20 protein-coding genes and 1 other annotated feature are annotated in these 24,455 nt (G+C 70.4%); of the genes, 16 read left to right on the forward strand and 4 right to left on the reverse strand.

All coding sequences use genetic code 11. From position 1 onward, the window contains the following. Positions 1–46: 46 nt before the first annotated feature. Positions 47–1,027, reverse strand: coding sequence for a type I pantothenate kinase (gene coaA / locus B4915_RS06520; RefSeq protein ID WP_105805021.1), 981 nt, complete (start codon positions 1,025–1,027; stop codon positions 47–49). 32 nt (positions 1,028–1,059) lie between these two features. On the opposite strand from coaA, the gene glmS reads away from it, so the two are divergent. The 8 genes from glmS to B4915_RS06560 all read left to right on the forward strand — a co-directional run bounded on the left by glmS (position 1,060) and on the right by B4915_RS06560 (position 7,781). Next, entirely contained in the window at positions 1,060–2,910 is a 1,851-nt protein-coding gene (glmS, locus tag B4915_RS06525; RefSeq protein ID WP_105805022.1) for a glutamine--fructose-6-phosphate transaminase (isomerizing), read from the forward strand. Positions 2,911–2,969: 59 nt separating this feature from the next. Continuing rightward, entirely contained in the window at positions 2,970–3,338 is a 369-nt protein-coding gene (locus B4915_RS06530) for a holo-ACP synthase (protein WP_105805023.1), read from the forward strand. Then, positions 3,335–4,504, forward strand: a complete 1,170-nt coding sequence (alr, locus tag B4915_RS06535) for an alanine racemase (protein WP_105805024.1) — start codon at positions 3,335–3,337, stop codon at positions 4,502–4,504. Before B4915_RS06530 ends, alr begins: the two co-directional genes overlap by 4 nt. A 38-nt stretch (positions 4,505–4,542) precedes the next feature. Continuing rightward, positions 4,543–5,034 carry a tRNA (adenosine(37)-N6)-threonylcarbamoyltransferase complex ATPase subunit type 1 TsaE gene (gene tsaE / locus B4915_RS06540; protein WP_105805083.1) on the forward strand — a complete coding sequence of 164 codons (492 nt, stop codon included), beginning with the start codon at positions 4,543–4,545 and terminating at the stop codon, positions 5,032–5,034. Then, a complete protein-coding gene (gene tsaB, locus B4915_RS06545) occupies positions 5,031–5,675 on the forward strand; it encodes a tRNA (adenosine(37)-N6)-threonylcarbamoyltransferase complex dimerization subunit type 1 TsaB (RefSeq protein ID WP_245907380.1) in 645 nt (214 codons plus the stop codon). Before tsaE ends, tsaB begins: the two co-directional genes overlap by 4 nt. Beyond that, positions 5,672–6,139, forward strand: a complete 468-nt coding sequence (rimI, locus tag B4915_RS06550) for a ribosomal protein S18-alanine N-acetyltransferase (protein ID WP_105805026.1) — start codon at positions 5,672–5,674, stop codon at positions 6,137–6,139. The genes tsaB and rimI overlap by 4 nt, the downstream gene beginning before the upstream one ends. Next, complete coding sequence (gene tsaD, locus B4915_RS06555) at positions 6,136–7,233, forward strand: tRNA (adenosine(37)-N6)-threonylcarbamoyltransferase complex transferase subunit TsaD (protein WP_105805027.1); 1,098 nt, start codon at positions 6,136–6,138, stop codon at positions 7,231–7,233. The genes rimI and tsaD overlap by 4 nt, the downstream gene beginning before the upstream one ends. A gap of 125 nt (positions 7,234–7,358) precedes the next feature. Further along, complete coding sequence (locus tag B4915_RS06560) at positions 7,359–7,781, forward strand: hypothetical protein (protein WP_105805028.1); 423 nt, start codon at positions 7,359–7,361, stop codon at positions 7,779–7,781. Between the two features lie 137 nt (positions 7,782–7,918). On the opposite strand, the gene B4915_RS06565 is transcribed toward B4915_RS06560, so the two are convergent. The 3 genes from B4915_RS06565 to B4915_RS14645 all read right to left on the reverse strand — a co-directional run bounded on the left by B4915_RS06565 (position 7,919) and on the right by B4915_RS14645 (position 9,961). Continuing rightward, positions 7,919–9,106 carry a THUMP-like domain-containing protein gene (locus B4915_RS06565; RefSeq protein ID WP_425436329.1) on the reverse strand — a complete coding sequence of 396 codons (1,188 nt, stop codon included), beginning with the start codon at positions 9,104–9,106 and terminating at the stop codon, positions 7,919–7,921. 100 nt (positions 9,107–9,206) lie between these two features. Then, positions 9,207–9,671 carry a DUF4190 domain-containing protein gene (locus B4915_RS14640; protein ID WP_181158476.1) on the reverse strand — a complete coding sequence of 155 codons (465 nt, stop codon included), beginning with the start codon at positions 9,669–9,671 and terminating at the stop codon, positions 9,207–9,209. Between the two features lie 110 nt (positions 9,672–9,781). Then, on the reverse strand, positions 9,782–9,961 hold the full coding sequence (locus tag B4915_RS14645) for a hypothetical protein (RefSeq protein WP_245907382.1): 180 nt from the start codon (positions 9,959–9,961) through the stop codon (positions 9,782–9,784). Positions 9,962–10,401: 440 nt separating this feature from the next. Between B4915_RS14645 and B4915_RS06580 the strand changes: the two genes are divergently transcribed. The 8 genes from B4915_RS06580 to B4915_RS06615 all read left to right on the forward strand — a co-directional run bounded on the left by B4915_RS06580 (position 10,402) and on the right by B4915_RS06615 (position 24,332). Beyond that, on the forward strand, positions 10,402–14,382 hold the full coding sequence (locus tag B4915_RS06580; RefSeq protein WP_146120033.1) for a SpaA isopeptide-forming pilin-related protein: 3,981 nt from the start codon (positions 10,402–10,404) through the stop codon (positions 14,380–14,382). Between the two features lie 410 nt (positions 14,383–14,792). Next, positions 14,793–16,093 (forward strand): IS3 family transposase gene (locus tag B4915_RS06585; RefSeq protein ID WP_425436327.1). Its coding sequence is split into 2 segments (ribosomal slippage): positions 14,793–15,075 and positions 15,075–16,093, totalling 1,302 coding nucleotides; the frame shifts between segments, so codons are not numbered across the junction. Next, positions 15,071–15,223: a sequence feature (AL1L pseudoknot), on the forward strand. (Overlaps the previous gene by 153 nt.) A 33-nt stretch (positions 16,094–16,126) precedes the next feature. Beyond that, a complete protein-coding gene (locus tag B4915_RS06590; protein ID WP_105805032.1) occupies positions 16,127–17,581 on the forward strand; it encodes a SpaH/EbpB family LPXTG-anchored major pilin in 1,455 nt (484 codons plus the stop codon). Between the two features lie 440 nt (positions 17,582–18,021). After that, on the forward strand, positions 18,022–18,534 hold the full coding sequence (locus tag B4915_RS06595) for a hypothetical protein (protein ID WP_146120034.1): 513 nt from the start codon (positions 18,022–18,024) through the stop codon (positions 18,532–18,534). Between the two features lie 256 nt (positions 18,535–18,790). Beyond that, positions 18,791–19,603, forward strand: a complete 813-nt coding sequence (locus tag B4915_RS06600; protein ID WP_146120035.1) for a class C sortase — start codon at positions 18,791–18,793, stop codon at positions 19,601–19,603. Further along, positions 19,573–20,799 (forward strand): hypothetical protein, encoded by a 1,227-nt coding sequence (locus tag B4915_RS14650; RefSeq protein WP_181158477.1) that lies wholly within the window; start codon positions 19,573–19,575, stop codon positions 20,797–20,799. The genes B4915_RS06600 and B4915_RS14650 overlap by 31 nt, the downstream gene beginning before the upstream one ends. 973 nt (positions 20,800–21,772) lie before the next feature. Next, entirely contained in the window at positions 21,773–22,912 is a 1,140-nt protein-coding gene (locus B4915_RS06610; RefSeq protein ID WP_105805035.1) for a hypothetical protein, read from the forward strand. Positions 22,913–22,988: 76 nt separating this feature from the next. Beyond that, positions 22,989–24,332: a MucR family transcriptional regulator gene (locus tag B4915_RS06615; protein WP_105805036.1), complete on the forward strand. Its 1,344-nt coding sequence runs from the start codon at positions 22,989–22,991 to the stop codon at positions 24,330–24,332. Positions 24,333–24,455 lie beyond the last annotated feature (123 nt).

Here is a 24,455-nt window from a genome sequence, read left to right on the forward strand (position 1 = left end):
TACGGGGACCGAATCCGTGCCGTGGCGGAGTCGCAGCCGCGGCGTCTCACATCTTGCGCAGCAGGACCTTCTGCACGCGGTGGTCCGACTCCTTGCGCAGCACGAGCGTGGCGCGTGCGCGAGTGGGGCGGATGTTCTCGATGAGGTTCGGCTCGTTGATGTTGGTCCAGAACTCGTCGGCGAGCGCCACGGCGGCGTCGTCGTCGAGCGTGGCGAAGCGCCGGAAGTAGGAGCTCGGGTCGGAGAAGGCGCTCTGCCGCAGCTTGAGGAAGCGGTTGCGGTACCAGCCGTGGATGTCGCTCGTGCGCGCGTCGACGTAGACGGAGAAGTCGAAGAGGTCGCTCACGGCGAGCGGATGCTGCATGGAAGGGGGCTGCAGCACGTTGAGGCCCTCGACGATGAGGATGTCGGGCCGCCGCACCACCGTGAACTCGCCCGGGACGATGTCGTACACGAGGTGGCTGTAGTGGGGCGCCCGGACCTCCTCCACCCCCGCCTTCACCTGCGAGACGAAGCGCAGCAGCGCGCGCCGGTCGTAGGACTCGGGGAAGCCCTTGCGCGCCGAGATGCCGCGCCGCTGCAGCTCGGCGTTCGGGTAGAGGAATCCGTCTGTGGTGACGAGTTCGACGTGCGGCGTCTCCGGCCAGCGCGCCAGCAGGTCGCGGAGGATGCGCGCCACCGTCGACTTGCCCACCGCCACGGATCCGGCGATCCCGATCACGAAGGGGCTCTGCCGCTCCGCACGCCGGTGCAGGAAGCCGCGGGTGCGGCGGTGCATCTCGCGGGCGGCGATGGCGTACTGGTTGATGAGCCGGCTCAGCGGCCGGTACACCTCGGACACCTCGGCGAGGTCGAGCGGCTCGCCGAGACCGCGGAAGGCGGCCACTTCCCGCTCGTTGAGGGGCATGGGGGTCTCACCGGCCAGCCGGGACCACTCCTCTCGGCCGATCTCCGTGAACGGCGAGGTGAACTCGGGGCGCACGAGCGCCTGAGTGTCTGTGCTGGGGTCGCTGCTGTACTCGGCCATCGTCCACCCATGGTGCCACTAAACTCGTACCCATGTGTGGAATCGTCGGATATGTCGGCCCCAATGACACGGTCGAAGTGCTCCTGAACGGCCTGCGGCGCCTCGAGTACCGCGGCTACGACTCGGCCGGCATCGCCGTGATCGATGAGGCGGATCAGGTGTCGGTGCGCAAGCGCTCCGGCAAGCTCGCCCGGCTGGAGGAACTGCTGGAGGCGAATCCGGTCGCCGCGAAGGGGACGGGGATCGGGCACACCCGGTGGGCCACGCACGGCGGCCCCACCGACGTGAACGCGCACCCGCACCTCGGCGACGGCGGCAAGCTGGCGCTCATCCACAACGGCATCGTCGAGAACTTCGCGGAGCTCCGCGGCGAGGTCGAGGCGGCCGGCGTGGAGCTGCTGAGCGAGACCGACACGGAAGTGGTCGCCGCCCTCGTGGGCGTGGCGATGGCGGAGCACGGCGATCTCGAGTCCGCCTTCCGCTCGGTGGTCACCCGCCTGCACGGCACCTTCACCCTGCTGGCCATGCACCGCGACGAGCCGGGCAAGGTGGTCGCGGCCCGCCACCACTCGCCGCTCGTCGTCGGCATCGGCGACGGCGAGAACTTCCTCGGCTCCGACGTCGCGGCCTTCGTGTCCTCGACGCGCCGCGCGGTCGCGGTCGACGAGGACAACATCGCGGTCATCACCCCGCTTGAGGTGCGCATCACGGACTTCGCCGGCAACCCGGTGGAGTTCGAGGAGTACGAGGTGCAGTGGGATGCGGACGCCGCCGACAAGGGCGGCTGGTCCTCGTTCATGGCGAAGGAGATCAACGACCAGCCCGACGCCGTCGAGAACACGGTGCGCGGCCGGGTCTCGGAGCGCGGAGTGGAGATCCCGGAGCTGACCGCGCTCGGCGATGAGCGCCTCGCCGGCATCGACCGCGTCATCATCATCGCCTGCGGCACGGCGGCGTACGCGGGCCAGGTGGGCGCCTACGCGATCGAGCAGTGGGCTCGCGTCCCGGTGGACGTGCAGCTGAGCCACGAGTTCCGCTACCGCGATCCCGTGCTCTCCGAGCGCACCATGGTGATCTCCGTGAGCCAGTCCGGCGAGACGATGGACACCCTCATGGCGGTGAAGTACGCGCTCGAGCGCGGCGTCACCACGGTCTCCGTCTGCAACACGCAGAGCGCCACGATCCCGCGCGAGTCGGATGCGGCCGTGTACACGCACGCCGGGCCGGAGGTGGCGGTCGCCTCGACGAAGGCCTTCGTCGCGCAGATCACGGCGCTCTACCTGATCGGTCTCCACCTCGGGCGCGTGCGCGGCACCCTCTCCGCGGAGGATCAGGCGCGGGCGGTGGAGCAGTTCGAGACGCTGCCGGCGAAGGTCCGCGAGGCGGTCGACACGCACGATCAGATCGCGCAGCTGGCGCACTGGATGGCGGACAGCCGCTCGGTGCTGTTCCTGGGCCGCCACGTCGGCTTCCCGATCGCCCTGGAGGGCGCGCTGAAGCTGAAGGAGATCGCGTACATCCACGCGGAGGGCTTCGCCGCGGGCGAGCTGAAGCACGGGCCGATCGCCCTGATCGACCACGGCCAGCCGGTGTTCGTGCTCGTGCCGAGCCCGCGCACCTCGCCGCTCATGCACTCGAAGGTCGTCTCCAACATCCAGGAGATCCGCGCCCGCGGCGCCCGCGTCATCGCGATCGTCGAGGTGGGCGACACCGCGGTGCTGCCTTTCGCGGACGACGTGATCCGCCTGCCCCTGGCCGACCCCTTCTTCGAGCCCCTGCTGCAGGTCATCCCGCTGCAGTGGTTCGCGCTGGAGCTGTCGACGGCTAAGGGCCTCGACGTCGACCAGCCCCGCAACCTCGCGAAGTCGGTGACGGTCGAGTAGGCCGCAGCGGGCGGGGTGGCGGGGGCCTGAAGGGCTTCCCGCCGGAACGGGAGGACGCGATGATCATGGGCATCGGGGTCGACACGGTCGACATCGAGCGCTTCACGCGCCAGCTCGGCCGCACCCCGCGCCTGCGTGAGCGGCTGTTCTCCGCCGCGGAGGCGGAGCTTCCGGCGCACTCGCTCGCGGCCCGCTTCGCCGCGAAGGAGGCCCTGATCAAGGCGCTCGGGGGGTCCGGCGCGCTGCGGTGGCACGACATGCAGGTGGTGCGGGATCGGGATCGCGCCCCCGCCTTCGTGGAGACCCCGGGGCTGGCGGCGGCGCTCGCGGCGCGCGCGGCCGACCGGGTGCACCTGTCGATGACGCACGACGGGGGAGTGGCGACCGCGTTCGTGGTCGTCGAATCGAGTGGAACGGGGCGGGCATGAGAACGGGTTCGATGCGGGTCGCCGAGATCTCGCTGCCCGCGATCCGGCACAATGTGCAGCGGGTGCGCGAGCTCACCGGCGGCAGGGTGATCGTGGTCGTGAAGGCGGACGGATACGGCCACGGTGCCCGGATCGCCGCGCAGGCGGCGCTCGCGGGCGGCGCGTCGATGGTGGCGACCGCGGACATCGAGGAGGCGCTGGCGCTGCGGGAAGCGGGGATCGAGGCGCCGATCCTGTGCTGGCTGCACGGCGTGGGCGCGGACTTCGGGCAGGCGGTCGCGGCGCGGATCGAGGTCGGCGTGAGCCACGCCCAGCAGCTGGAGGCGCTCGCCGCCGCGGCGCGCGAGCAGGGGACGACGGCGACGGCGCAGCTGAAGCTCGACACCGGCCTGAGCCGCAACGGCGCCGCCCCGGAGGAGTGGCCTGCGCTCTTCGCGCGCGCGGCCGAGCTGCAGCGGGCGGGGCTCGTGCGGGTGAGCGGCGTGTTCAGTCACCTCGCGAACGCGGGCGACGCGCACGACCGGGCGCAGGCCGCGCGCTTCGACGAGGGCGTCGCCCTGCTGCGGGCGAGCGGGATCGAACCCGAGATGATCCATCTCGCCGCGAGCGCGGCCACGCTCACCTCCCCGCACCTCCACTACAACACGGTGCGCGTGGGCGTGATCGCCTACGGCCTGAGCCCCCTCGCCGACCGCAGCTCGGCGCAGCTGGGCCTGATCCCGGCGATGACGCTGCGCTCCGAGATCGTCGCGTTGCGCGGCGTGCCGGCGGGCACGGGCGTCTCCTACGGCTTCAACCACGTCTGCGAGACCGCCACGACGCTCGCGCTCGTGCCGATGGGCTACGCGGACGGCATGCCGCGCGCCCTGAACGGCGCGGGCGCCTGGGTGACGGTCGCCGGGGAGCACCGGCCGATCGTGGGGCGCATCGGCATGGATCAGTTCATCGTCGACGTCGGCCCGCTGGCGGGCCGCCTCGAACTGGGCGAGCGGGTGGTGCTCTTCGGGGATCCCGAGCGCGGGCATCCGCCCGTGGAGATCTGGGCGGGGCTGATGCGCACCATCAACTACGAGATCGTCGCGGGGATCGGGCCGCGGGTGCTGCGAGTGCCCGCGGAGGCGCCCGCGGGCGGGGACGCGGACCGGGGCGCGGAGGCCGGGCAGTGAGCGTGGAGCGCAGCTGGGAGCTGCCGGATCCCGAGGCCATGCACGCCCTCGGCGTCGCGCTCGGCCGCGAGCTGCGGGCGGGGGACCTGCTGCTGCTGACCGGCCCGCTCGGCGCGGGCAAGACGACCCTCACGCGGGGGATCGGCGAGGGGCTGGGCGTGCGCGGCCCCGTGCAGAGCCCGACCTTCGTGCTCGCCCGCACCCACCCCTCGCTGGTGGGAGGCGCGCCGCTCGTGCACCTCGACGCCTACCGGCTTGCGGGACCGGAGGAGCTCGACGACCTCGACATCGATTTCGCGGGCTCCGTGGTGGTCGCGGAGTGGGGCGCGGGCGTGGTCGAGACGCCGGAGTCGTGGCTGGAGATCGTGATCGAGCGGCCCCGCGGCGGCGGTGAGCCCGGCACCGGCGCCTCACCGGCGGATCCGGCCTCCGCGGACCCGGAGCCAGACTGGTCGGAGGCTCCCGTCGAACCGCGCCTGGTCACCCTGAGCGGCTACGGCCCCCGCTGGGCGGAAGGAGTGCTGCCGTGAGCGAAGCGGTCCCGGAGCTGGGCGGGGGCGTGCTGCTCGCGATCGACACCTCCGTCGGCACGAGCGTCGCGCTCGGTGCGGGCGGTGCGGTGTTCGAGGCCGTCAGCGACGATCCGCGCAGCCACGCGGAGGCCATCGGCCCGCTGCTCGACGAGGTCTTCCGGGAGAGCGGGGCGGCGCCCGCCGAGGTGACGGGGGTGGTGTGCGGGATCGGGCCGGGACCCTTCACGGGGCTACGGGTCGGGATCGCGGCCGCGCAGGCATTCGCCCTGGCGCGCGGGCTGCCGCTGCTCCCGCTGCACGGGCACGAGGCCGTGGCGCTCGACGTCCTGGACCGTTCGGCGGTGGCGCGGCTGCGGGTGGTGCAGGACGCGAAGCGCCGGGAGCTGTTCGTCACGGAGTACGACGGGCTCGACTGGGCTGGGGTTCCGCAGCGGGTCGCGGGGCCGTCGATCGTCGCCCGTGAGGGGTACGAGCCGATCGTGAACGAGCTGTGGCCGGAGCGGGTGCCCGGCGCCGGGCTGGTGCGGCTCGCCGCGCGCCGGCTCGCGAGCGGGCGCGGCTTCGAGCCGGAGCGCGCCGTATACCTGCGGGCACCCGATGTGGCGCAGCCCGGGGCGCCGAAGCGGGTGTCCCGGTGAGCGAGGGTGCGTACGCGCTGCGCGAGGCCTCGGCCTCGGACCTCGACGCGATCTGGGCGATCGAGAGCGACGTCTTCGGCGCGGAGGCGTGGAGCCGGGAGATGATGCGCGAGGAGCTGAGCGCCGAGCACCGGCACTACCTCGCGCTCGTCGACGGCGCGGGGGCGGTGCGCGGCTACGCCGGGCTGCTGTGCCTCGGCGCGGAGGCCGATGTGCAGACCATCGCCGTCGAGGCGGGCGCGCGCGGCGGCGGACACGGCCGCAGGCTCATGGAGGCGCTGCTCGACGAGGCGGAGCGGCGCGGCGTGCGGGAGGTGTTCCTGGAGGTGCGGGCCGACAACCCGGTGGCGCAGGCGCTCTACCGCGCGCTCGGCTTCGCCGAGATCGGGGTGCGGCCGCGCTACTACCAGCCCGGCGACGTCGACGCCGTGGTCATGCGACTGGAGATGAGGGACCGCCGATGAGTGCTGCCGAACCGCTCGTGCTCGGCATCGAGACGAGCTGCGACGAGACCGGCGTGGGCGTGGTGCGCGGCCGCACCCTGCTCGCCAACGCCATCGCCTCCTCCATGGACGAGCACGCCCGCTTCGGGGGAGTGGTGCCCGAGGTGGCGGCCCGAGCCCATCTGGAGGCGATGCGCCCCACCATCGAGCGGGCGCTCGCCGACGCGGGGGTGACGCTCGACGAGCTCGACGCGCTCGCCGTGACCGCGGGGCCCGGCCTCGCGGGTGCGCTGATGGTCGGCGTCTCCGCGGCGAAGGCGCTCGCGGTGGCGCTCGGCAAGCCGCTCTACGGGGTGAACCATCTCGTGGGGCACGTCGGCGCCGATCTGCTCTCGGGCGAGGGGCTGCGCGAGGCGGTGGGCGCCGTGGGCGAGCTCGAGCTGCCCACCGTGGCGCTCCTCGTCTCCGGCGGGCACACCTCGCTGCTGCTCGTGCGCGATCTCGTGGGCGATGTGGAGATGCTGGGCGAGACCATCGACGACGCGGCCGGAGAGGCCTTCGACAAGGTCGCGCGGCTGCTCGGGCTGCCCTACCCGGGCGGCCCGCAGATCGACCGGGTGGCCGCCGAGGGCGATCCGCAGGCGATCCGCTTCCCCCGCGGACTCACCCGGCCGAAGGACCTGGAGCGGCACCGCTACGATTTCTCCTTCTCCGGTCTGAAGACCTCCGTGGCGCGCTGGGTCGAGAAGTTCGAGTCGGAGCACGGCGGCGATCCCGAGCATCCGCTGCCGGTGGCGGATGTGGCCGCGAGCTTCCGCGAGGCCGTGGCGGATGTGCTGCTGACGAAGGCGCTCGCCGCCTGCCGCGATCTCGGCGTGCCGCGCCTGCTGCTGGGCGGGGGCGTGGTGGCGAACGCCCGCGTGCGCGAGCTGGCCCGGGAGCGCTGCGCCGCTGCGGGCGTCGAGCTCCGGGTGCCGCCGCTGTCCCTGTGCACCGACAACGGGGCGATGATCGCCTCGATCGGCGCGCAGCTGGTGATGGCGGGGCACGCGCCATCGGGCCTCGCCTTCGGCGCGGACTCGACGCTGCCCGTCACCGAGGTGCAGCTGCGCTGAGCCGCAGGGGCAAGAGATTCTGGAAAACCCGGGGGATGGCGGGACACGGAGCCTTCCTGAACGTTATCTTTGAGTGCAAGGGGAGAGGGTGGCTTCTCCTCGCGACGCCAAACACAAGGAGAATCATGTCTGAGAATCTGCCCGGCGAGCAGCCGGCCTCGAACCCCGTTCCCCCTGCGGCGCCCGTCCCGCCCGCGACCCCCGGTTACGGCGCCGCAGCGGCGCAGCCCAAGAAGGGCCTCGCCATCACCGGCATGGCGCTCGGCATCGCCGGCCTCGTCCTGAGCTGGGTGCCGATCCTCGGCGTGGTCCTCGCGCTGGTCGGCCTGGTGCTGAGCATCGTCGCGCTCGTCAAGAAGCAGCCGAAGGGCTTCGCGCTGACCGGCCTCATCACGGGCGCGATCGGCCTCATCATCGGTGCCTTCGTGACCATCGCCTTCTTCGCGGTGCTCGGCCTGGGCGTCGACGCGGCGCAGGCCTGCCTCGACGGCGCGGCGACCGTGGAGATCGGCGGTCAGGTCATCGACTGCTCGACGGTCACCGGCTGAGACCCGCGTTCGCGAGCAGCGGCCCGGCGAGACGATCGGTCTCTCCGGGCCGCTGTTCTGTGTGGCCGCCGCGTCCTCGCCGGATCCTGCCGCCCGCCCGCGTGCGCCCGTGCGCCCGCCCGCTCCTGCCCGCCCGTTCAGCAGCGCTCGGCGAGCAGCGCCACGTGGCGCCCCGCGACGCGGGTGAGGATGAGGCTCGCCCGTCCCTCGCCGCGCAGCTTGAGGCGCCGCCGCAGCTCGGCGGGGTCCACGTCGCTGCCGCGCTTCTTGATCTCGAGGCTCCCGATGCCGCGCTGCTGCAGGGCGCGCCGCAGCTCCCGCTCGCGTGCGGGGAGCTCCTCCATGATGCGGAATGCACTCGCGAAGGGGGTCTCGACGAGCCGCGCCCCGCTCAGGTAGGCGATCCCCTCGCTCAGCATCCCGGCGCCGAGCCGTTCGGCCAGCAGGCCGATGAGGCGCGCGCGGATCACGGCGCCATCGGGCTCGTAGAGGTATTCTCCGAGCGCCGTCGCGGGCGCGTCCGCCGCGTCCGCCGCGGCGCTCAGCTCGGCTGCCGGGGCCTCGCCGCGCAGCACCAGCGCCGCGCGGCGGATCCCGGGGCGGGCCGCCGCGCCGAACCACAGCCCGGTCTCGACGAGCTGGCCGTCGACCGACACCCACTGCGCCTCTGCGCGCTCGGGGATCAGCTCGCGGTCGAAGCCCGGACCGAGCTTGATGCCCGCGGGGAGCCGCTCGGCGAGGCCGAAGGCGGTGCGCAGACTCGGGGAGTAGTCCTCGGAGGAGGCGATCCGGCGCGTGTCGCTGTGACCGGCGGTGCGGCGTGCGGGGTCGAGGAAGACGCCGTCGGCGTCGCCGGGGCCGATCTGCTCGGCGTCGCCCACGCGCACCTCGGGTGCGGCGACGCCGCGGGCGGCGGCGAGGACGGCGAGGTTGTGCCGGGCGAAGCCGGCGGTGAGCGGGTCGATCTCGACGGGCCGCGGCTCGATGCCGGCTGCGAGCAGCGCGAGCGATTCGGCGCCGATCCCGCAGCCGAGATCCGCCACGGAGCGGCAGCCCGCGGCCACGAAGCGCGCGGCGTGCAGCGCGGCGACGGGCGCCCGGGTGGCCTGTTCGAGGCCGGCGCGCGTGAAGAGCAGCCCGGCCGACAGCGGCCCGAACTTGCGGAGGGCGGCGGCGCGGAGCTCGCTCTGCGTGAGCGCGGCGGCGGCGAGGGCCGGGTCCGCGCCCGCGGAACGGAGCCTCCGCGAGATCGCGTCGGAGCCGAGCCCGTCCGCGCGCATCCGCTCGACCTCCGCGAGCAGTCGCGCGCCGCTCGGCTGCGTCAGCTCCTGCCAGCCGGGGAGCGCGGATACGGCACGGGGCGCGGGGGTCGCCCCCCGCGCCCCGGCGCCGTCTGATCCGTCCGTCACGCGGGTGCCCGGCGGCTCAGGAGTACGATGCCACGCTGAAGAGGGCGCCGATGAAGATCACGTAGATGAGGATCACGACGACCCACACGGCGAGGTGGACGTAGCCGATGATGAGGCCGGCGAGCGCGAGGCCGCGGCCGCCCTCGCCGGTGCGGGCGATCTGCTTGAGGGCGATGTGCCCGCAGATCACGCCGACGAGCGCGACGAAGAAGGATCCGACGAGCGCGATGATCGCGAGGGTGTTGGTCGGAGGAGCGGCCGCGTAGGCGGGCTGCTGGGCGTAGCCGGCGGGCTGGGCCGCGTAGCTCTGCTGTGCGGCGCCGTACTGCTGCGGGGCGCCGTACTGCGGCACGGGCGGCTGCGGCGGCACGGGCGGCTGCGGCGGGGCGGGCGGCTGCGGCGCCGCGAACTGGGGGGCCTGGCCCTGCGCGGGCGCCTGCGGGCCGGTGCTGCCGTTGACCGGCGGCTGGTTCTCGGACACGGGGTCTTCCTTTCGTGGTGGGACGGCGGTCCCACCGGGTTCGTGCTGCGGCTCGGTGCGTGCGGCGCTTCGCGACCGCGAGGATTCGCGCCGCTCGGGATCCGGCTCGCTCAGTAGGAGCTGTAGCTGGAGCTGAGGGAGGCGAAGGTGCCGATCATCGTGATGATGAAGCCCACGTAGACGATGATGAAGAGGGCCAGGAACACGAAGTAGGCGTAGCTGATGATGAGCCCGGTGAGCGCGATGCCGCGGCCGGCGTCCCCGGTGCGCTTGATCTGGCTCAGCCCCATGTGGCCGAAGACGATGCCGGCGATGGGCGACAGGAAGGCGAAGATGATCGCGAGGAAGGCGAAGGTGTTCGTCTGGCCCAGCGTCGTGGCGGGCGCGGGGCCGGCGGGCCTCGTGTAGGCGGCAGGGGACTGGCCGTAGCCGGCCGGGGCGGCCGGGGGCTGCTGCCCCTGCTGCGCCTGCTGCGCCTGCTGCTGGGTGGGCTGCTGCCCGGCGTTCGCGTAACCCGGCTGCCCGCCGCCCTGAGGCGCGCCGTAGCCGCCCGGCTGGCCGGGGAGCGGCGTGGTGGGCTGGGTGGGGTGTTCGCGTACTCAATGGTGTGCGTGGCGTACTCATTGGGGATGTGCTGGAGGCTTGGGGCGGTGCGGGCGGCAGGAGACTTCAAGGGTGAGGCCGGATCTCTTCCGGCCCTTCGTGGTCTACGAGCCTTGGGAGTTCAGGTATGCGCGGGGTGGCCAGGCGTGGTGTTGCGGGCGTGTTTCGGGCGCGGAGGCGCGGCGTGCTCCGGGGGCGTGTGCCCGCGGTGGTGGCGGCTGTCGCCGCGGGGGCGCTGGTGGTGGGGGTGCTGCCGGCGCTCTCGGGTTCGGGCCTGACCTCGGCGGCGGATGGCGCGGATGCGGCGGCGAGCTGGCAGCCGGGTGATGCGGCGGTGTCGGGTCCCTTGGCGTCGGGCACGCTGCCGGGTGTGGCGTCCGCGGTGGAGTACGCGTACGGCGTGGACTACGCGGGCGGCACGGAGGGTGCGGGAGCTGCGATCGCGGGTGCGGGTGAGACGGTGACGATTCTGCAGGGCGACACCCTGACGGGTTCTGCGGCTGCGTGGAACACCGGGGACGATGCGTCCGCCTCTGTGAGCGTTGCCCCGGTTTCGGGCGAAGAAATCTCGGGGGGGGGGGCTTCTCTAGCTGACGTTCTGCAGACCGCCCCCCTGCCCGATACGGGTGCGGGTGCGGCGCAGTTGCGCTGGGAGATTCCCGCCGCGGATGCGGCGGTCGTGAACACGGGAGCCCAGCCGACCGGGCTTGCGGTGACGGGGCCGGAGGGTGCCTCCGCGCAGACGAGCGTGTTCGTCGCCCAGCCGCAGCTGGAGGCGAGCCTGGAGGTGTCGGCCGACGGCGGCACGACGTGGGCGGGCGAGGTGGCTGCGCCCGAGGGGGCCGAGGTGGTGTGGCGGGTGACGGCCACGAACACCGGCAATGTGGACCTGACGGACGTGAAGGTCGCGACCGCGACGGCCAACGAGACGGACACCCTGGATGCCGGGGTGGGTGCCGAGATCGGCGCGCTCCCCGTGGGTGGGACGGGTTCTGCGACTTTCACGACCGAGGCGGGCGAAATCTCCGCGGGGGTGAGCGTGTCGGGGGTCTTCGATGCGGAGGGCCCGGACGGCAAGCCGCTCGTGGATCGCTTCACGGATGCCGCGGGCACCGCGGGGCGGGTGCCCTCGAACACCGCCAAAGCCGTCCTCGCTGTGGCTGATGAAACGCCCGAGGAAGGAACGGGCGCGCCGATCAGTGTCGCCCCTCTGAGTTCGGCCATCGCAGGGGGTACGCGCCTGACCTCTTCGATGAACGGGAGCACTGAAAACGCGGGTACAGGCGAGTTGATCTCGATCAAGACTGAATTCTTCGCCTATGTGCCGAAGGGGGGAAGCCTCCAGCTTGATCTGAACCTCGCCCTGATCGCAGAAGATCCTGGTGCCGGTGTGCCTGGTACGTGGGACGGATTGAAGCTCTACGTGCAGTCTCCTTCGGGTGTAAAGACCCTCGCGTATCAGGGTCTACCTGCCACTGCCACGAACAGCACCTTGGACCTGGGGGTGATGACCTTCAGTGATACGAACCCGAGTGAGACGGGTGGTGTGTGGCGAATCTGGTGGCAGGACACGAGCGTGTCCCCTGCCCGGGACCTAACCTTCGGGAGATGGGATAACGGGTCCCGAACGGACGGCAGAGGTGTCCTGTATTTTCCCGACAGCACCATCGCTCCGCGGAACTCCTCGGGAGTGACGCTGACTGGCCAGGTTTGGACAGATGAGATCTCGTCATACGGCCTCTCCGCGCCCAACGCCGAGACTGTTCTGAAGGCTGGGCAGGTTCCAAGGTGGATTGAACTGGCACGAAGCTATGACCGTACCCTGTATAACCTGAGTGAGGACGGGGCCTTGTACCGAAACGTGGAGCGAGGCTTCAACGGTGTGACCTCCATGACGAGGACCGACAACTACGGTCTTGTCGGTGCGGCTCCCGCGGACGTTTGCGTTCGCGTGAACCGTTCCGGCACTACGAACCCGGGAGAGCCCCCCGCTGGTAATGTCACCCGCTGGGGTGTTTCCGGAGCATGTCCTGACTTTATGCAGTACAAGCTGTTCTTCCAGCAGCCGAATACGGCGATGCCAGCGAGTGCGAAGTGGTTTGACGGGTCGACTCGACCTCTCTTGCCTGCGTACGTGTCTGCAACGGCGGATGTGTCTTACACGCAGACGACGCCGGTCTCGAACGGGACCTACGGTGGGAACTTCACTGTGAGCCTGGGCGGCGACAGCAGCACCAGAGGTACGGCGAGGCTCGAGATCGACGTCGACGCGAACGGCACGGTGGATCGGACTATCACCTTGCCAAACGCGGGGAACACGCCTAGCGGTACGCAGGTCATTCCCTGGGATGGACTGGCGGGTGCGGCTACGCCGGTCGAACTGTCGCATAAGCTTCGGGTCCGGTTGGTCTGGTACGTCCCCGCGTATGTCTACTTCGTCAACTCCGACACTGAGGCACGCACGGGAGGGATCACATCAACCATGTTGCGGGGGCCGGCGAGTTATGTGGGTTCCCACAACCTGATCTGGGATGACAGCATTTTCGTCGGCCAGCCCAACTACATGGGCACTGCCCTAGTGGGCCTCACCCCCAACCCAACGGTCACCACCGGGATGGATTCTTCTGCCGGTGTCCACAAGTGGGGCGAGTTCCGGGCTCTTCCGAACAACACGCCTCTTGAGGGCAACTGGGGGGACAACCGTTTTATTCAGGATCGCACGGACTTCGCGGACGAGGCGGTCGATGTTCTGGAGCTTGATCCGCCTGCTCCAGTGATTCGAGTGGCGAAGTCGATTCCGAATGGTCGCTGGGACGACACGGATCAGTTCACGGTGTCGTTGCGGGAGGGGAGCGTGTCTGGGGCGACGCGCACCTCGGTGACGACCGCGGGGACAGCGACCTTGGCGGTCTCGGCCCCATATACCGCGACGGCGGGGACGGCGTACTACGTGACGGAGGCCGGGAGTGGTGGTGCGGATCTCGCCAACTACGTGAAGAGGATTGTGTGTGTCGACGCGAACAACGTGCAGACGGGTCTGCCCGAGGGCGTGACGTTCGATCCCGTGGCGGGGCTGAGGATCGTCCCGGTGTGGGGTTCCGACATCACTTGCACGATCACGAACTCGGTGGTTCCCACTGGCGGGGTGCTGCAGGTCGACAAGAAGTTTGTGGAGGCTGACGGCTGGGCTGTGGGCGACACCCTCACCTGGCAGGTGACGGTGAAAAACAGCGACGAGTTGAAGGCCCGGGACGTCGTGGTCGAAGAAATCCCCGGTGCGGGCTTGTCCGAAGACCCTGATGACGTGTCGTGGGGCACGCCACCCGCGCCTACCACCGTAGATGGCACGCAGTGGCTTGTGGGAGACCTGAATCCGGGCCAGTCGCGCACGATCACGGTGTACACCACGATTGGGGCGGTTCCGCCGCCGGAGAACCATTTCCGCAACTACGTTACGGTCTCCAACCCGGCGAACCCGTATGATCCGGAGCGTCCACTGAGCGAGATAGTGCAGAACGAGACGGTCGGTGGAGACACGGATCAGGCGGACTTCGACGAAGTTCCACTTCCGTTGGGTAAGTTCCAGGTCCTCAAGACGGGTGAGAACGCTGGCGGGACGTGGGTGCCCATGGCGGGTTCCCGGTGGGGTCTGTTCGTGGATGATGGGGCGCCGCCGATGGATCACTCGGCTCCTGGCGTGGTGATCACCCCGGTGGATCCGGTGGGTGGCCAGGCGCCCCGGTTCGTGGTTGATCAGGTTCCTCCGGGCTCTTATCTCCTCGTTGAGCTTGAGGCTCCGGCTGGGTTCAGTCTGCTGGCGGCCCCGTTGCGGGTGACGGTGTCGAACACGGGCGTGGTGTCGGTCGATTCCGGGGACGTTGCTTCGGGCACGGTGGTGTTCACTCCCGCTTCGGGAGAGACGGCGGCGCAGATTGAAGTGCGCGACGTGCCTGCGGTGGTGTTGCCGAAGTCGGGAGGTCCTGGCGTGTGGTGGGTGTATGGCCTGGGTGGTGTGCTTGCGGCTGCCGGGATGGCGGGTTCGGTGGTGTCGTGGCGGTTGCGCCGTCGGGGCACGGATATGGCGGGGAGGGTGGCGATGCTCTCATGACTCCTCGGTTCCATGCGCCTCGCGGCAGTGCAGCGCCTGCCTCTGCTTACGGGCCGGGAGCTTCTTCGACGGGAGGGCGCATGTAGGTGCTGGTGTCCCGGTGTTAGTGAGTGTTTTCAAGTTGTTGTACCAGTGAGTTTAAGGAGAATCATGAGCGTGGTACGTAGGAAGCGGTTGGGTGCGGCGGTTGCCGTGCTGGCTGCGGTGGGCCTGGTGCTTTCGGGTCCGGTGGCGGCGAATGCACTGGTGGAGGAGCCGCCTCTGTCGCCGATTGTGACGCCGGACGCGGGCCAGAGGGCGTCGCTGACGATTCATAAGCGCGACACCTCGGATGGGGTGGGGGAGCCCGGAACGGGTATGAAGCGCCCCGGGTCTGATGGAGGCTCTCAATCCAGTGAAGGATGAGAGTCATGGCAGCACCACGGAAGTACAGCGAGGAGCTCAAGGAGCGCGCGACGCGGATGGCGCTGGACGCGCGCCAGAACCCCGCGACGAAGACCGGAGCGATCAAACGGATCGCCGACCAGCTCGATATCCATCCCGAGGCCTTGCGCACCTGGGTGAGGCAGGCCGAGATCGACGCCGGCGACGCGCCAGGCACCACGACCGCGGACACGCAGAAGATCGCCGACCTCGAACGAGAGGTCCGTGAGCTGCGGCGGGCGAACGAGATCTTGAAGACCGCGTCGGCTTTTTTCGCGGCCGCGGAGCTCGACCGCAAGCTGAGGTAACCGGGGTGCCGGTCGCGGTGCTCGTCGACTACATCGATGAGCACCGCGACCGGTTCGGGGTCGAGCCGATCTGCCATGTCCTGCGTGATGCGGGCCTGAAGATCGCCCCGAGCACCTACTACGCCGCCAAGACGCGCCCGCCCTCGGCCAGAGCGGTCAGAGACGAGCAACTGAAAGCGGACATCGCGGCTGTCCATGCCGACAATCTCGGCGTCTACGGGGCGCGGAAGGTCCACGCCGAGCTGAATCGAGAGGGCGTCTCGGTTGCCCGTTGCACCGTCGAGCGACTGATGCGCGAGCTCGAGCTGCAGGGGCTCCGGCGCGATAAGACGATCAAGACCACCTCGGGTGATACTGCGGAGACGGAGCGGCCAGCGGATCTCGTCGAACGAGCGTTCACCGCGACAGCACCGAATCAGCTCTGGGTCGCGGATCTGACCTACATCCGCACCCATGCCGGATGGGTCTACGCGGCGTTCGTGATCGACGTGTTCAGCAGGCTCGTCGTCGGCTGGCAGGTGTCCACGAGCCTACGCACGGAACTCGCGCTCGACGCGCTCGATATGGGGCTCTGGCAGCGCCGCAGAAACGGGCAGGACACGACCGGGCTCATCCACCACAGCGACCGAGGAGTCCAGTATCGCGCCATTCGCTACACCGAGCGCCTCGCCGAAGCCGATGCCGTTGCTTCCGTTGGAAGCAAAGGCGATTCGTATGACAACGCGATGGCCGAGGCGTTCAACTCGCTGTTCAAGGGCGAGTGCATCCGCAACCCAGCGATGCGTCCGAAGGGCGGCTGGGCATCCATCGGCGACGTCGAGATCGCCGTCGCCGAATACGTCGACTGGTTCAACCAGCGGCGTCTCCACGGCGAGATCGGGCACGTCCCGCCGGCCGAGTTCGAGCAGTCGCATTGGGCATCGCACGACGCGGCCCGCTACGCTCACGAGCAGGTTCCGATCGGAGCCGGTTCCAGATAACCGAGCCTCCACAAAACCCGGGGCGCTTCAGGTATGGAGCTCGATTCGGCGCCGGGCGACCCGGTTGAGGATGTCGTATTCGAGGTGAGGCGAGTGTCGCATAGCGGCACTCCTATCGATATGCGGACGATTGCGGGGCAGCAGCTTGCTGCGCAGGTGCTGGGTTCGTGGGATGGGGTGTCGCTTTCGGCTCCGTTTTCGGTGCCGTCCACAGGGGTGGAAGAGACGACCGATGAGGACGGCCTGGCGGTGTTCGACAATCTGGAGCTGGGTCTGTACCTGGTGGAAGAGGTGTCGGCCCCTGCTGGGGTGACGCCTGCTGGCCCGTTCCTGGTGACGCTGCCCCTGTCGCAGCCCGGCCCGCACCCGGAGACCACGAGTTGGACGGGTGACTGGTGGCTGTACAACGTGCACGTGTACCCGAAGAATGCGGTGACCCCGGCACCGGTGAAAACGGTTGAGGACTCTGAGATCCACCACAGGGGCCAGGTCACGACGTGGACGATCACGACGACGCTTCAGGGTGCGCCTCATGATCTGAATGGTGATTCGACGATCACTGGTGACGAGGTGCACTCGTTCACCGGGTTCGCGGTGCGGGATGATCTGGATTCCCGGCTCGTGTACCTGGCTGACAGCTTGAAGCTGAAGGTGGATGGTGTGGATCTGGTCCCGGCGGACTACACGGTGACGTGGGATCCGGCGCCGGACGAGGAGGGCGTTGTTCCTGCGGGTGCGGTGATGCTGATCCAGTTCACCGAGCAGGGTCTGGCGAAACTGAACGCTGCCGGTGACGGGGGCGAGCTGGCGGTGTCGTTTGACACGGTCGCGAACGCGAGCGGTGTGATTCCGAACACTGCGCAGGTGTACACGAACGGGTACGACACTGAGCTGGGTCCGGACGAGCAGGATGTGCCGCCGACGGTGACGCCGACCGTGGAGCAGAAGTTCGGTGGGATCACCTTGGTGAAGACCGCGTCGGATACGAATGCCGCTCAGCCGGGTGCGAAGTTCCAGGTGTGGGTGGATGTCAACGGGAACGGCAAGCTCGATGAGGGCACCGACACGGCAGTGGACCAGGACGGGACTGCGGGCCCTGATGTGTGGACCACGGGCAATGACGGCAAGGTCGTGATCGACGGTCTGCGGTACTCGAACTGGGCTGATGGCAAGGCTGTGACCGAGACGGATCCGGAGTACAACAAGTATCTGCTGGTCGAAGTGGATGCGCCTGAGGGGTACTCGCTGCTCGCTGCTGCGGTGCCGTTCGTGGTGACGACGCCTGCTTCGGGTGAGGGCGCGACGCAGGTTCCGGTGGTGAACAAGCCGTTCAATAGCGGTCCTGAGCTGCCCCTGACGGGCGGTGCGGGCCTGGGTCTGCTGATCGGTACCGGTGCGGTGCTGATGGGTGGTGGCGCGTTGCTGCTGGGTCTGCATGTGGCGCGTCGTCGCCGTGAGCAGGCGGCTGCGGCTGCGGCCCTGCTGTAAAGGAGCGGGGCGGGTCGCTGTCACACGTGGTGTGGCGGTGAACCGCCCCCACTCCTGGGGCCGCACGGTTGCCCTGGGTGGGGCGGGGAGGGAGTCGGTGCGTCGGCTTCCTCCTTCCGCTAATCCCCCCGCGGTGTGCGGTGCTGATGCGTGGTCGCGGGCGTCGGGGCGGGTAGTGCGGGTGCGGGATAACTGGGGGAGGTGACAGATGAGCATGGTGACGATACAGGACACCGCGGGTCCTGGTACGCGTACGGGTGCCGCCGTGAGCGGCGCCGGGGATGCTGGAGGTGGGGGTTCGGTGCGGGCTGGGCGGCGGGAATCTCGTTGGTGTTAACCTGGATGTTACTTAAACAACCGTTGGTCGGCAAAGTCAGATGTTTAGAATAGGCTGCCCTGGAGCGGTCCCCTCCGGGGGTGGGCGCCCGACGGTGTCGGTCATGTGGCGTCCGTCCGGGTCGGGGGAGCTGCGGGCGTGGGAACAGCACCGGACGCGTGTCCTCGGCCGTGACCGTCGCATTCTCGCCGACGCGCCGCTGCTCACCGGGGGCGGGGCTGCGGTGGGGAAGATCACGCGCCGCAGCGGGGGCGCGCACACCTGGAGTCTGCTCCTCGGGGGCACCCTGGTCGGGGTGTCCGCCCATGCCTACGCCACCCCGGAGGCCGCCCTCCAGGACGCGCACGCTGCGCAGGCCGGGCGGGTGATGGTGGGGGTGCGCACCCGGCGGGGGCGCGTGTTCTGGGTCCTCGGCGTCGACCACACCCCCGTCCTCATCGCTGCGACCCCGCACCCCGATCCCGCGGCGGCCACCCAGGCCGGGTGGGAGGCGGCCCGGGCCCTCGCCCACGCCCAGCTCCCCGACGGCTCCGGCACCCCCGGTGTTCCTGACAGCTCCGGTGTTCCTGGTGGCTCTGACGGCTCGGGTGCTTCCGATAGTGCGGGGGTGGGGTGATGGTGCGGCGTGTGGCGGCTGTTTCTTTCTCTCATACGCAGCTGCCGCCGCCATGGAGGGCGTAGGTGTTGGTGGTGGGGGTATGTGTTAACATCAAAAAAATATTTAGATAGGGCATGCGGGTCGCGTCACGTGAGGGTGAATTGTAGTATCGACAGTTAATGAGGATACTAGAGGTTATGTGGAGTAATTTTTTTTTTGTGTGCAGGCAGAAGACGGCGTACGGGGTCAGGGTGGGTCTGGTGGGCTGGGAGATGTGACGGTGCTGGCGATGGTGGCGGGGGTGGGGGTGTTCACGTATCCGGCGGCGGCGAACTGGTACAACGACCGCTTGCATGCCTCGCAGGTGCACAGTTATGTGGGTGCGGTGACCCGCTTGCCGGATGCCGAGCTGGAGGCGGCGGTGCAGGCGGCGAGGGACTATAACGCGCTGCTCCCGAATGGTCCGTTGCGGGATCCGTACGCCTTGGATGCGGAGGGGAATCCGATCCCGATCGGGGAGGGCAAGGACGCGTACGAGCAGACGTTGCGGTTCGAGGAGCTGGGGATGATGGGGGAGTTGCTGATCCCGAAGATCGGGGTGGATCTGCCGATCTTTCATGACACGGACGAGAAGTCCCTGGATGCGGGGGTGGGGCACTTGTACGGGAGTGCGCTGCCGGTGGGCGGGAAGAACACCCACAGTGTGCTGACGGCGCATAGCGGGATCCCGGGGGCGACGCTGTTCACGGATTTGAATAAGCTGCGCAAGAAGGACCAGTTCCAGGTGGTGGTCGCCGGTGAGACGCTCACGTATGAGGTGGATCAGATCCTGAGGGTCTTGCCGACCGATCTGGATGCGCTCAGGCAGATCCCGGGCGGGGACTATGTGACCTTGGTGACGTGCACCCCGATCGGGGTGAACTCGCATCGGCTGCTGGTGCGCGGGCATCGCATCCCCACCCCGGAGGAGGCGCTGCCCGCGCACCAGCAGCCGATGCGAGTTCACCGCGTGAGGCGGAGTTGGGTGCGGAGGCGGAGCGGGTGGAGGCGCGTGCGGTGCTGCTTGCGGAGCGGGTGGAGCGGGTGAGTGCGTGGGAGGCGCGGGTGCAGGAGCGTGAGGCGGCCCTGGTGCGGGAGCGTGAGGCCTTGGCGGGGGCGGAGCAGGATCTGGGGCGGCGTCTGGGGCAGGTGGAGGTTGCGGAGCAGGATCTCGCGGTCGAGGTGCTCCGCCTCGCGCAGCAGCAGGAGGCGGTCGCGGCGGAGCGTGCGGAGCTTGCGGGGTGGCAGCAGCGGCTGGGGGTGCTGCGGGACGAGGTGGCCCAGGTGCAGGAGCAGTACGAGGAGCGTGCCCGGCAGGTGCAGGAGCGTGAGGCCGGGGTGTGGGCGCGGGAGCAGGAGCTGGCGGTGCTGGAAGCCCAGTTGCAGGGGGTGGAGGTGCGCGAGCGTGAGGTCGCGGAGCGGGAGCGTGAGCTGGTCGCGCAGACGGAGCGCTTGTGGGAGGAGCGGTCCCGCCTGGTGCTGCAGGCCTCTCAGCAGCGCGTGCAGGAGGCCGCCCTGGAGCGCGAGCGCCGCCTCCTGGACGATCGCGCCCGGATGCTCGAAGCGCAGGCGGGGGCCGTCACGGTCCGGGATCGCGAACACGCTCCGGGAGTCCCGGCTCCGGTTCTGGGGGCCCCGGCTGCGTCTGCGGCGGCGATCCCGGATGCCACGGACGTTCTGTTCCGGGCCGTCCCGTTCCCGGAGGCTTCGTGGCCGGCCGCCCCGGCTGCCTCGGCTGCTCCGGTCGTTCCGGCGGCCCCAGTGTCGCGGGTGCGCCCGGTGCCGGTGGTGCCCACCGCTCCTGCCGTTCCCGGGGAGGCGCCCGCGCCGTCCGTCCCGGCCGCCGCGGCGGGGGTCCCGGCTGCGGCGGGGGAGTTGCCTGGAGTGCGGGCGGCTGCGCCGGCCGCGGGGGCGGTGAGGCCGGGCGCCCCGGCGCCGGGTGCGCGGGCAGGGTTCGAGGCGTCGTTGCGGTTGATGGAGGAGGCGTTCCGTCGGCACGAGGCGCAGTTCCCTACCATCCCGGCAGGGCCGGCGGGCGGGCAGGATCCGCCGGCTGCGTCCGTGGGGGCGTCGGAGCGGTTCTCGTCCTGTCTCTTTTACACACCTTACGCTGCCGACCACATGCAGGCTGTATATTCCTCCGGGCGTCGGGCTTCTTTCTCATACCATAAACATCTTCTGCACCTAATCAATGTCCAAGCCTATCTATCTGGTACTCACCTCAGTCCGTTCTCCTCTTTATGATCCATCCCTCCAAGGGGCCGCCACCTCCGGAGCGGGGGGCGGCGGTGGTTGCCGAGTCGTGAGACCGCGGAGGATCGGTGGTGGCGGCGGAGTATCAGTACGGCCCCCGATCCGGGTCCTCGCCGTACTCCCACCCCGGTGGTGGGTGTCCCGGAAAGCGTTGACCGAGCCGCGAGCCGGGCCGGGCGCAGCTCCGAGGAGGTGCTGGTGTCTGCCGTGGCTGCCGGGCAGGCGCATGTGCCCGAGCACGCCGCGAGTGCGGGGTCTGCTTCCGCAGCCGGGCGTGCGGGCCTCTCTGCCGAAGCATCCGGACACCCCCACACTCCCGAGCACGGTCACGTGCCCGGGCATGCGGCCGGGCGCACTCGCACCACTGCCGGGCAGCCTGGCACGCAGTCTCTTGCGATGGGGCAGCATGCCGCCCAAGGCGGAGAGGCGCACCCCGCCACCAGCCCTACCCCAGCCCCCGCTCCGGCCGGGGCGTTCGGGCCTGCCGGGGTGGTCCTTGCGGTCCGGACCGCTGAAGAATTCTCCGCAGCCCCCGCACACGGCAGCGACTCCGCAGACGGTAGCGCCATCGCTGACGACCGTGCTCCGGCCCAGGCCCCGGTGCCTGCCAGCCCGCGGCCCGCGGAGGCGCATCCCGCTGACGCAACAGCGTCTGCAGGTGCACTGTGCCCGGAGGACGCGGTCGGCTCGGTGGTGGCGGCTGGTGGTGGGGTGCGCCTCTCCGCCTTGGGCGGCATGCTGCCCCATCGCAAGAGACTGCGTGCCAGGCTGCCCGGCAGTGGTGCGAGGCGGCGTCAGGTGTGTATAAGAGGCAGGGGTGTGAGCGCGTGAGCGGGCGGGTGTGCCCGCCCTGCCTGTCTGGCGGGTGGCGGGTGTTGCTGCGTGTCCGTGGTGGTTCTGGTTCTGCTTGTTGCTTGTGTGTTGTTTGTTGGTGTGAAGGGTGTGGTGTGGGATGAGTTCGGATGTGTCTGATGCGGGGAACGTGATCGAGTTCCGGCGGAAGTTCAGTGGTTATGATCCGGTGGATGTGGAGCGGATCCTCGCGGAGTTGCGGGACCGGGTCGCGCGGGCCGAAGAGGGGCGGGGGCGGGCTGAGGAGGGGCGGAGCCGGGCGGAGGAGGAGCGGTTCGAGGCGCAGCGTCTGGCGCAGAAGATGGCCCGGGATCTGGCGGAGGCGCGGGAGCGTGCGGCGTCGCTGAAACCGAATTTCGCGGAGCTGGGGCACACTTTCGAGGAGACGTTGCGGGTCGCGGAGACGCAGGCGGCCCGGATGGTGCAGGACGCCAGTGAGGAGGCGCGGGAGGTCGTGGCGCAGGCCCGGCAGGAGGCGTTCTTGTTGCGGGAGGCTGCCGGGCAGGATGCGGGGCAGATCACGGGGGAGGCGGCGCGGGTCGCGGAGCAGTTGCGGATGGATGCCGAAGCGCATGCGGCGCGGGTGGTGCAGCAGGCTGAGGAGCAGCTGGCGCGGGCGCAGGATGTGGAAGAGCGTGCGCAGCGTCAGGCTGCGCAGGTGCTTGCGCAGGTCGAGAAAGAAGCGGCCGAGGTGCGGGCGGAGGCCAGCCGGGCGGCGGAGCAGACGCGGCGGGAAGCGGAAGAGGTGCTGCATCAGGCGCAGGAGCGGCAGGTGAGCGTGGAGGCGGAGCTGAGCCGGCAGACCGAGGAGGCTGAGCGGGAGCGGGCCCGCAGTCAGGCCGAAGCGGAACGGTATGCGAACGAGGCGTACGAGAAAGCGGGCGCGCATGTGGCTGCGGGGAGCCGGCGGGCTGCGGAGCTCGTGGACGAGGCCGAGCAGATTGTGGCGCGGATGCGGGCTGCGGGGGAGCAGGAGCTGGCCGAGGCGCAGGCGCGGGCCGAGCAGATGGCGGCGCAGGCGATGGTGTGGGCGAGTACCCTGACCCGGGACGCGGACGATTTGCTGTCCACGATGACCTTGGATGTGGAGACCCAGTTGGAGGATCTGGGCCGGCAGCGGAAGGTCCTGACCCGGTTCCTTGAGAAAACCCAGCAGCACACCCAGGCCTGGGAGAACGGGGGCATGCTGCCCCTGGGCACCCTCACTCCCGCCCCCGAACGGGGCGGGCACCCCGCACCCGACACCCCCTGAACCAGGAGAGTCCGGGAGCCCACGCAGCAGCAGCGCCCGCCGTGGCGGCGGGCCCGAACCGTGAGGAGGTGACGCGATGCGTCGCAGCGAAGCACAGGCCATCCTGCCCGAGCGCACTGGCGCGCCCATCCCGATGCGGGAGGCCGTGCGGGTGAGCGCGGTGCGGGCGGTCCCCGGGACCGGGGCCGCGGCCGGGGAGAGCGGAGCCCGTCCCGTCCCTGCGGGTGCCGGGGTGCGGCCGGCCCCCTCGGCTGTGGCTGCCGCCCCGGCCGGGGGCGGGGAGGCCAGGGGGCAGCTCGTGGCCCTGATCCGTGAGCGCCTCACGAGCCTGCAGGCGCTCCTCGGGCGGGACGCGACCGCCCTCGACCTCGTCGCGGACCCCGACGACCACGGCCTGCTCGGGCAGGTCGCCGACCGGCTCCTCACCCACCTGGGCCACCCCGACACGGGAATGCGGCGCCTGATCGGGGAGCAGATCATCGCGGGCCTCGCCCCGAACGTGACCGATCCCGGGTTCTTCGAGACCGGGCTCGGGGTGCTCCTCGCGCAGGTCGGTGCGGGCCTGGGGCAGGCCGGGGTGCTCTCCTGGCCCGAAGCGGCGCAGCGACTGGGCGTGGACACCCGCACCGTTGCCGGCATGGTCGCCGACGGCCGCCTCCACACCCTCGGCGACGGCGTCGCCGCAGCCTCCGTCCACGCCCTCGCCGCCACCGGTGCCCGCGCCCCCGCAGACAGCGCAGACGCCCCTCCCGCCGTCGCCGCCGAAACGAGCGCCGAGCGCCGCCCGCGCCGGGAATCGCGTCGCGGGGCAGGAAACGCGTACCCGATCTTCGGGGAGTACGGCCGCCTTGCCGACACCGGGGAGCTCGTGCAGTGCCACGCCTGCGGGGCCTGGTTCTCCACCCTCCCCTCGCACCTGCGCGTCCACGGGGTCACCTCGGACGCGTACCGTGAGTGCTACGGCCTGCCCCCGGGGACCCCGCTCGCCGCGCGCACCGTCCGCGAACGGCTCTCCCCGAAGCGCCGCATCGCGCCCGCCGGGGACCTCGTCTCGCCCGTGTTCCGGGCCCGCCTGGAAGCGTGCGCCGCGTTCCGTGACAGCCACCACGGGAGGCTGCCCCGCCGCGGCAGCCACGCCGATCCCGCCGAGCGCGCTCTTGGCGAGTGGTTGCGCCGGGTCGCCGTGCTCATCGAACGCAGGCCACCGGACAAGGCGTACCTCGACGAGGGACGCGTCGCGCTCCTCGACGAGCGCCTCCCCGAGTGGCGCAGCCTCTCCCCCGCCCCGGTGCCGGGCACCGTGTTCGAGGAACGCGTGAACGGGCTCCGCGACTTCCTCCGCGAGCAGGGCCGCCTCCCCGCCCCCACCTGTCACTTATACTCCACATCGAGCCCACCCAAGCGGAAGTTTATGCGGTGACCCCGAAGAGCGCCGCCTGGGGGTCTGGCTCGGCGAACAGCGCCGCCTCCTGCGCCGCAACCCCGCACGGCACCCCGAACGCCGCGCCGCCCTCACCGAGCTCCTCCGCGCCTACCGCGTCGA

This window comes from Leucobacter massiliensis (assembly GCF_002982315.1).
GTDB classification, from domain to species: domain Bacteria; phylum Actinomycetota; class Actinomycetes; order Actinomycetales; family Microbacteriaceae; genus Leucobacter; species Leucobacter massiliensis.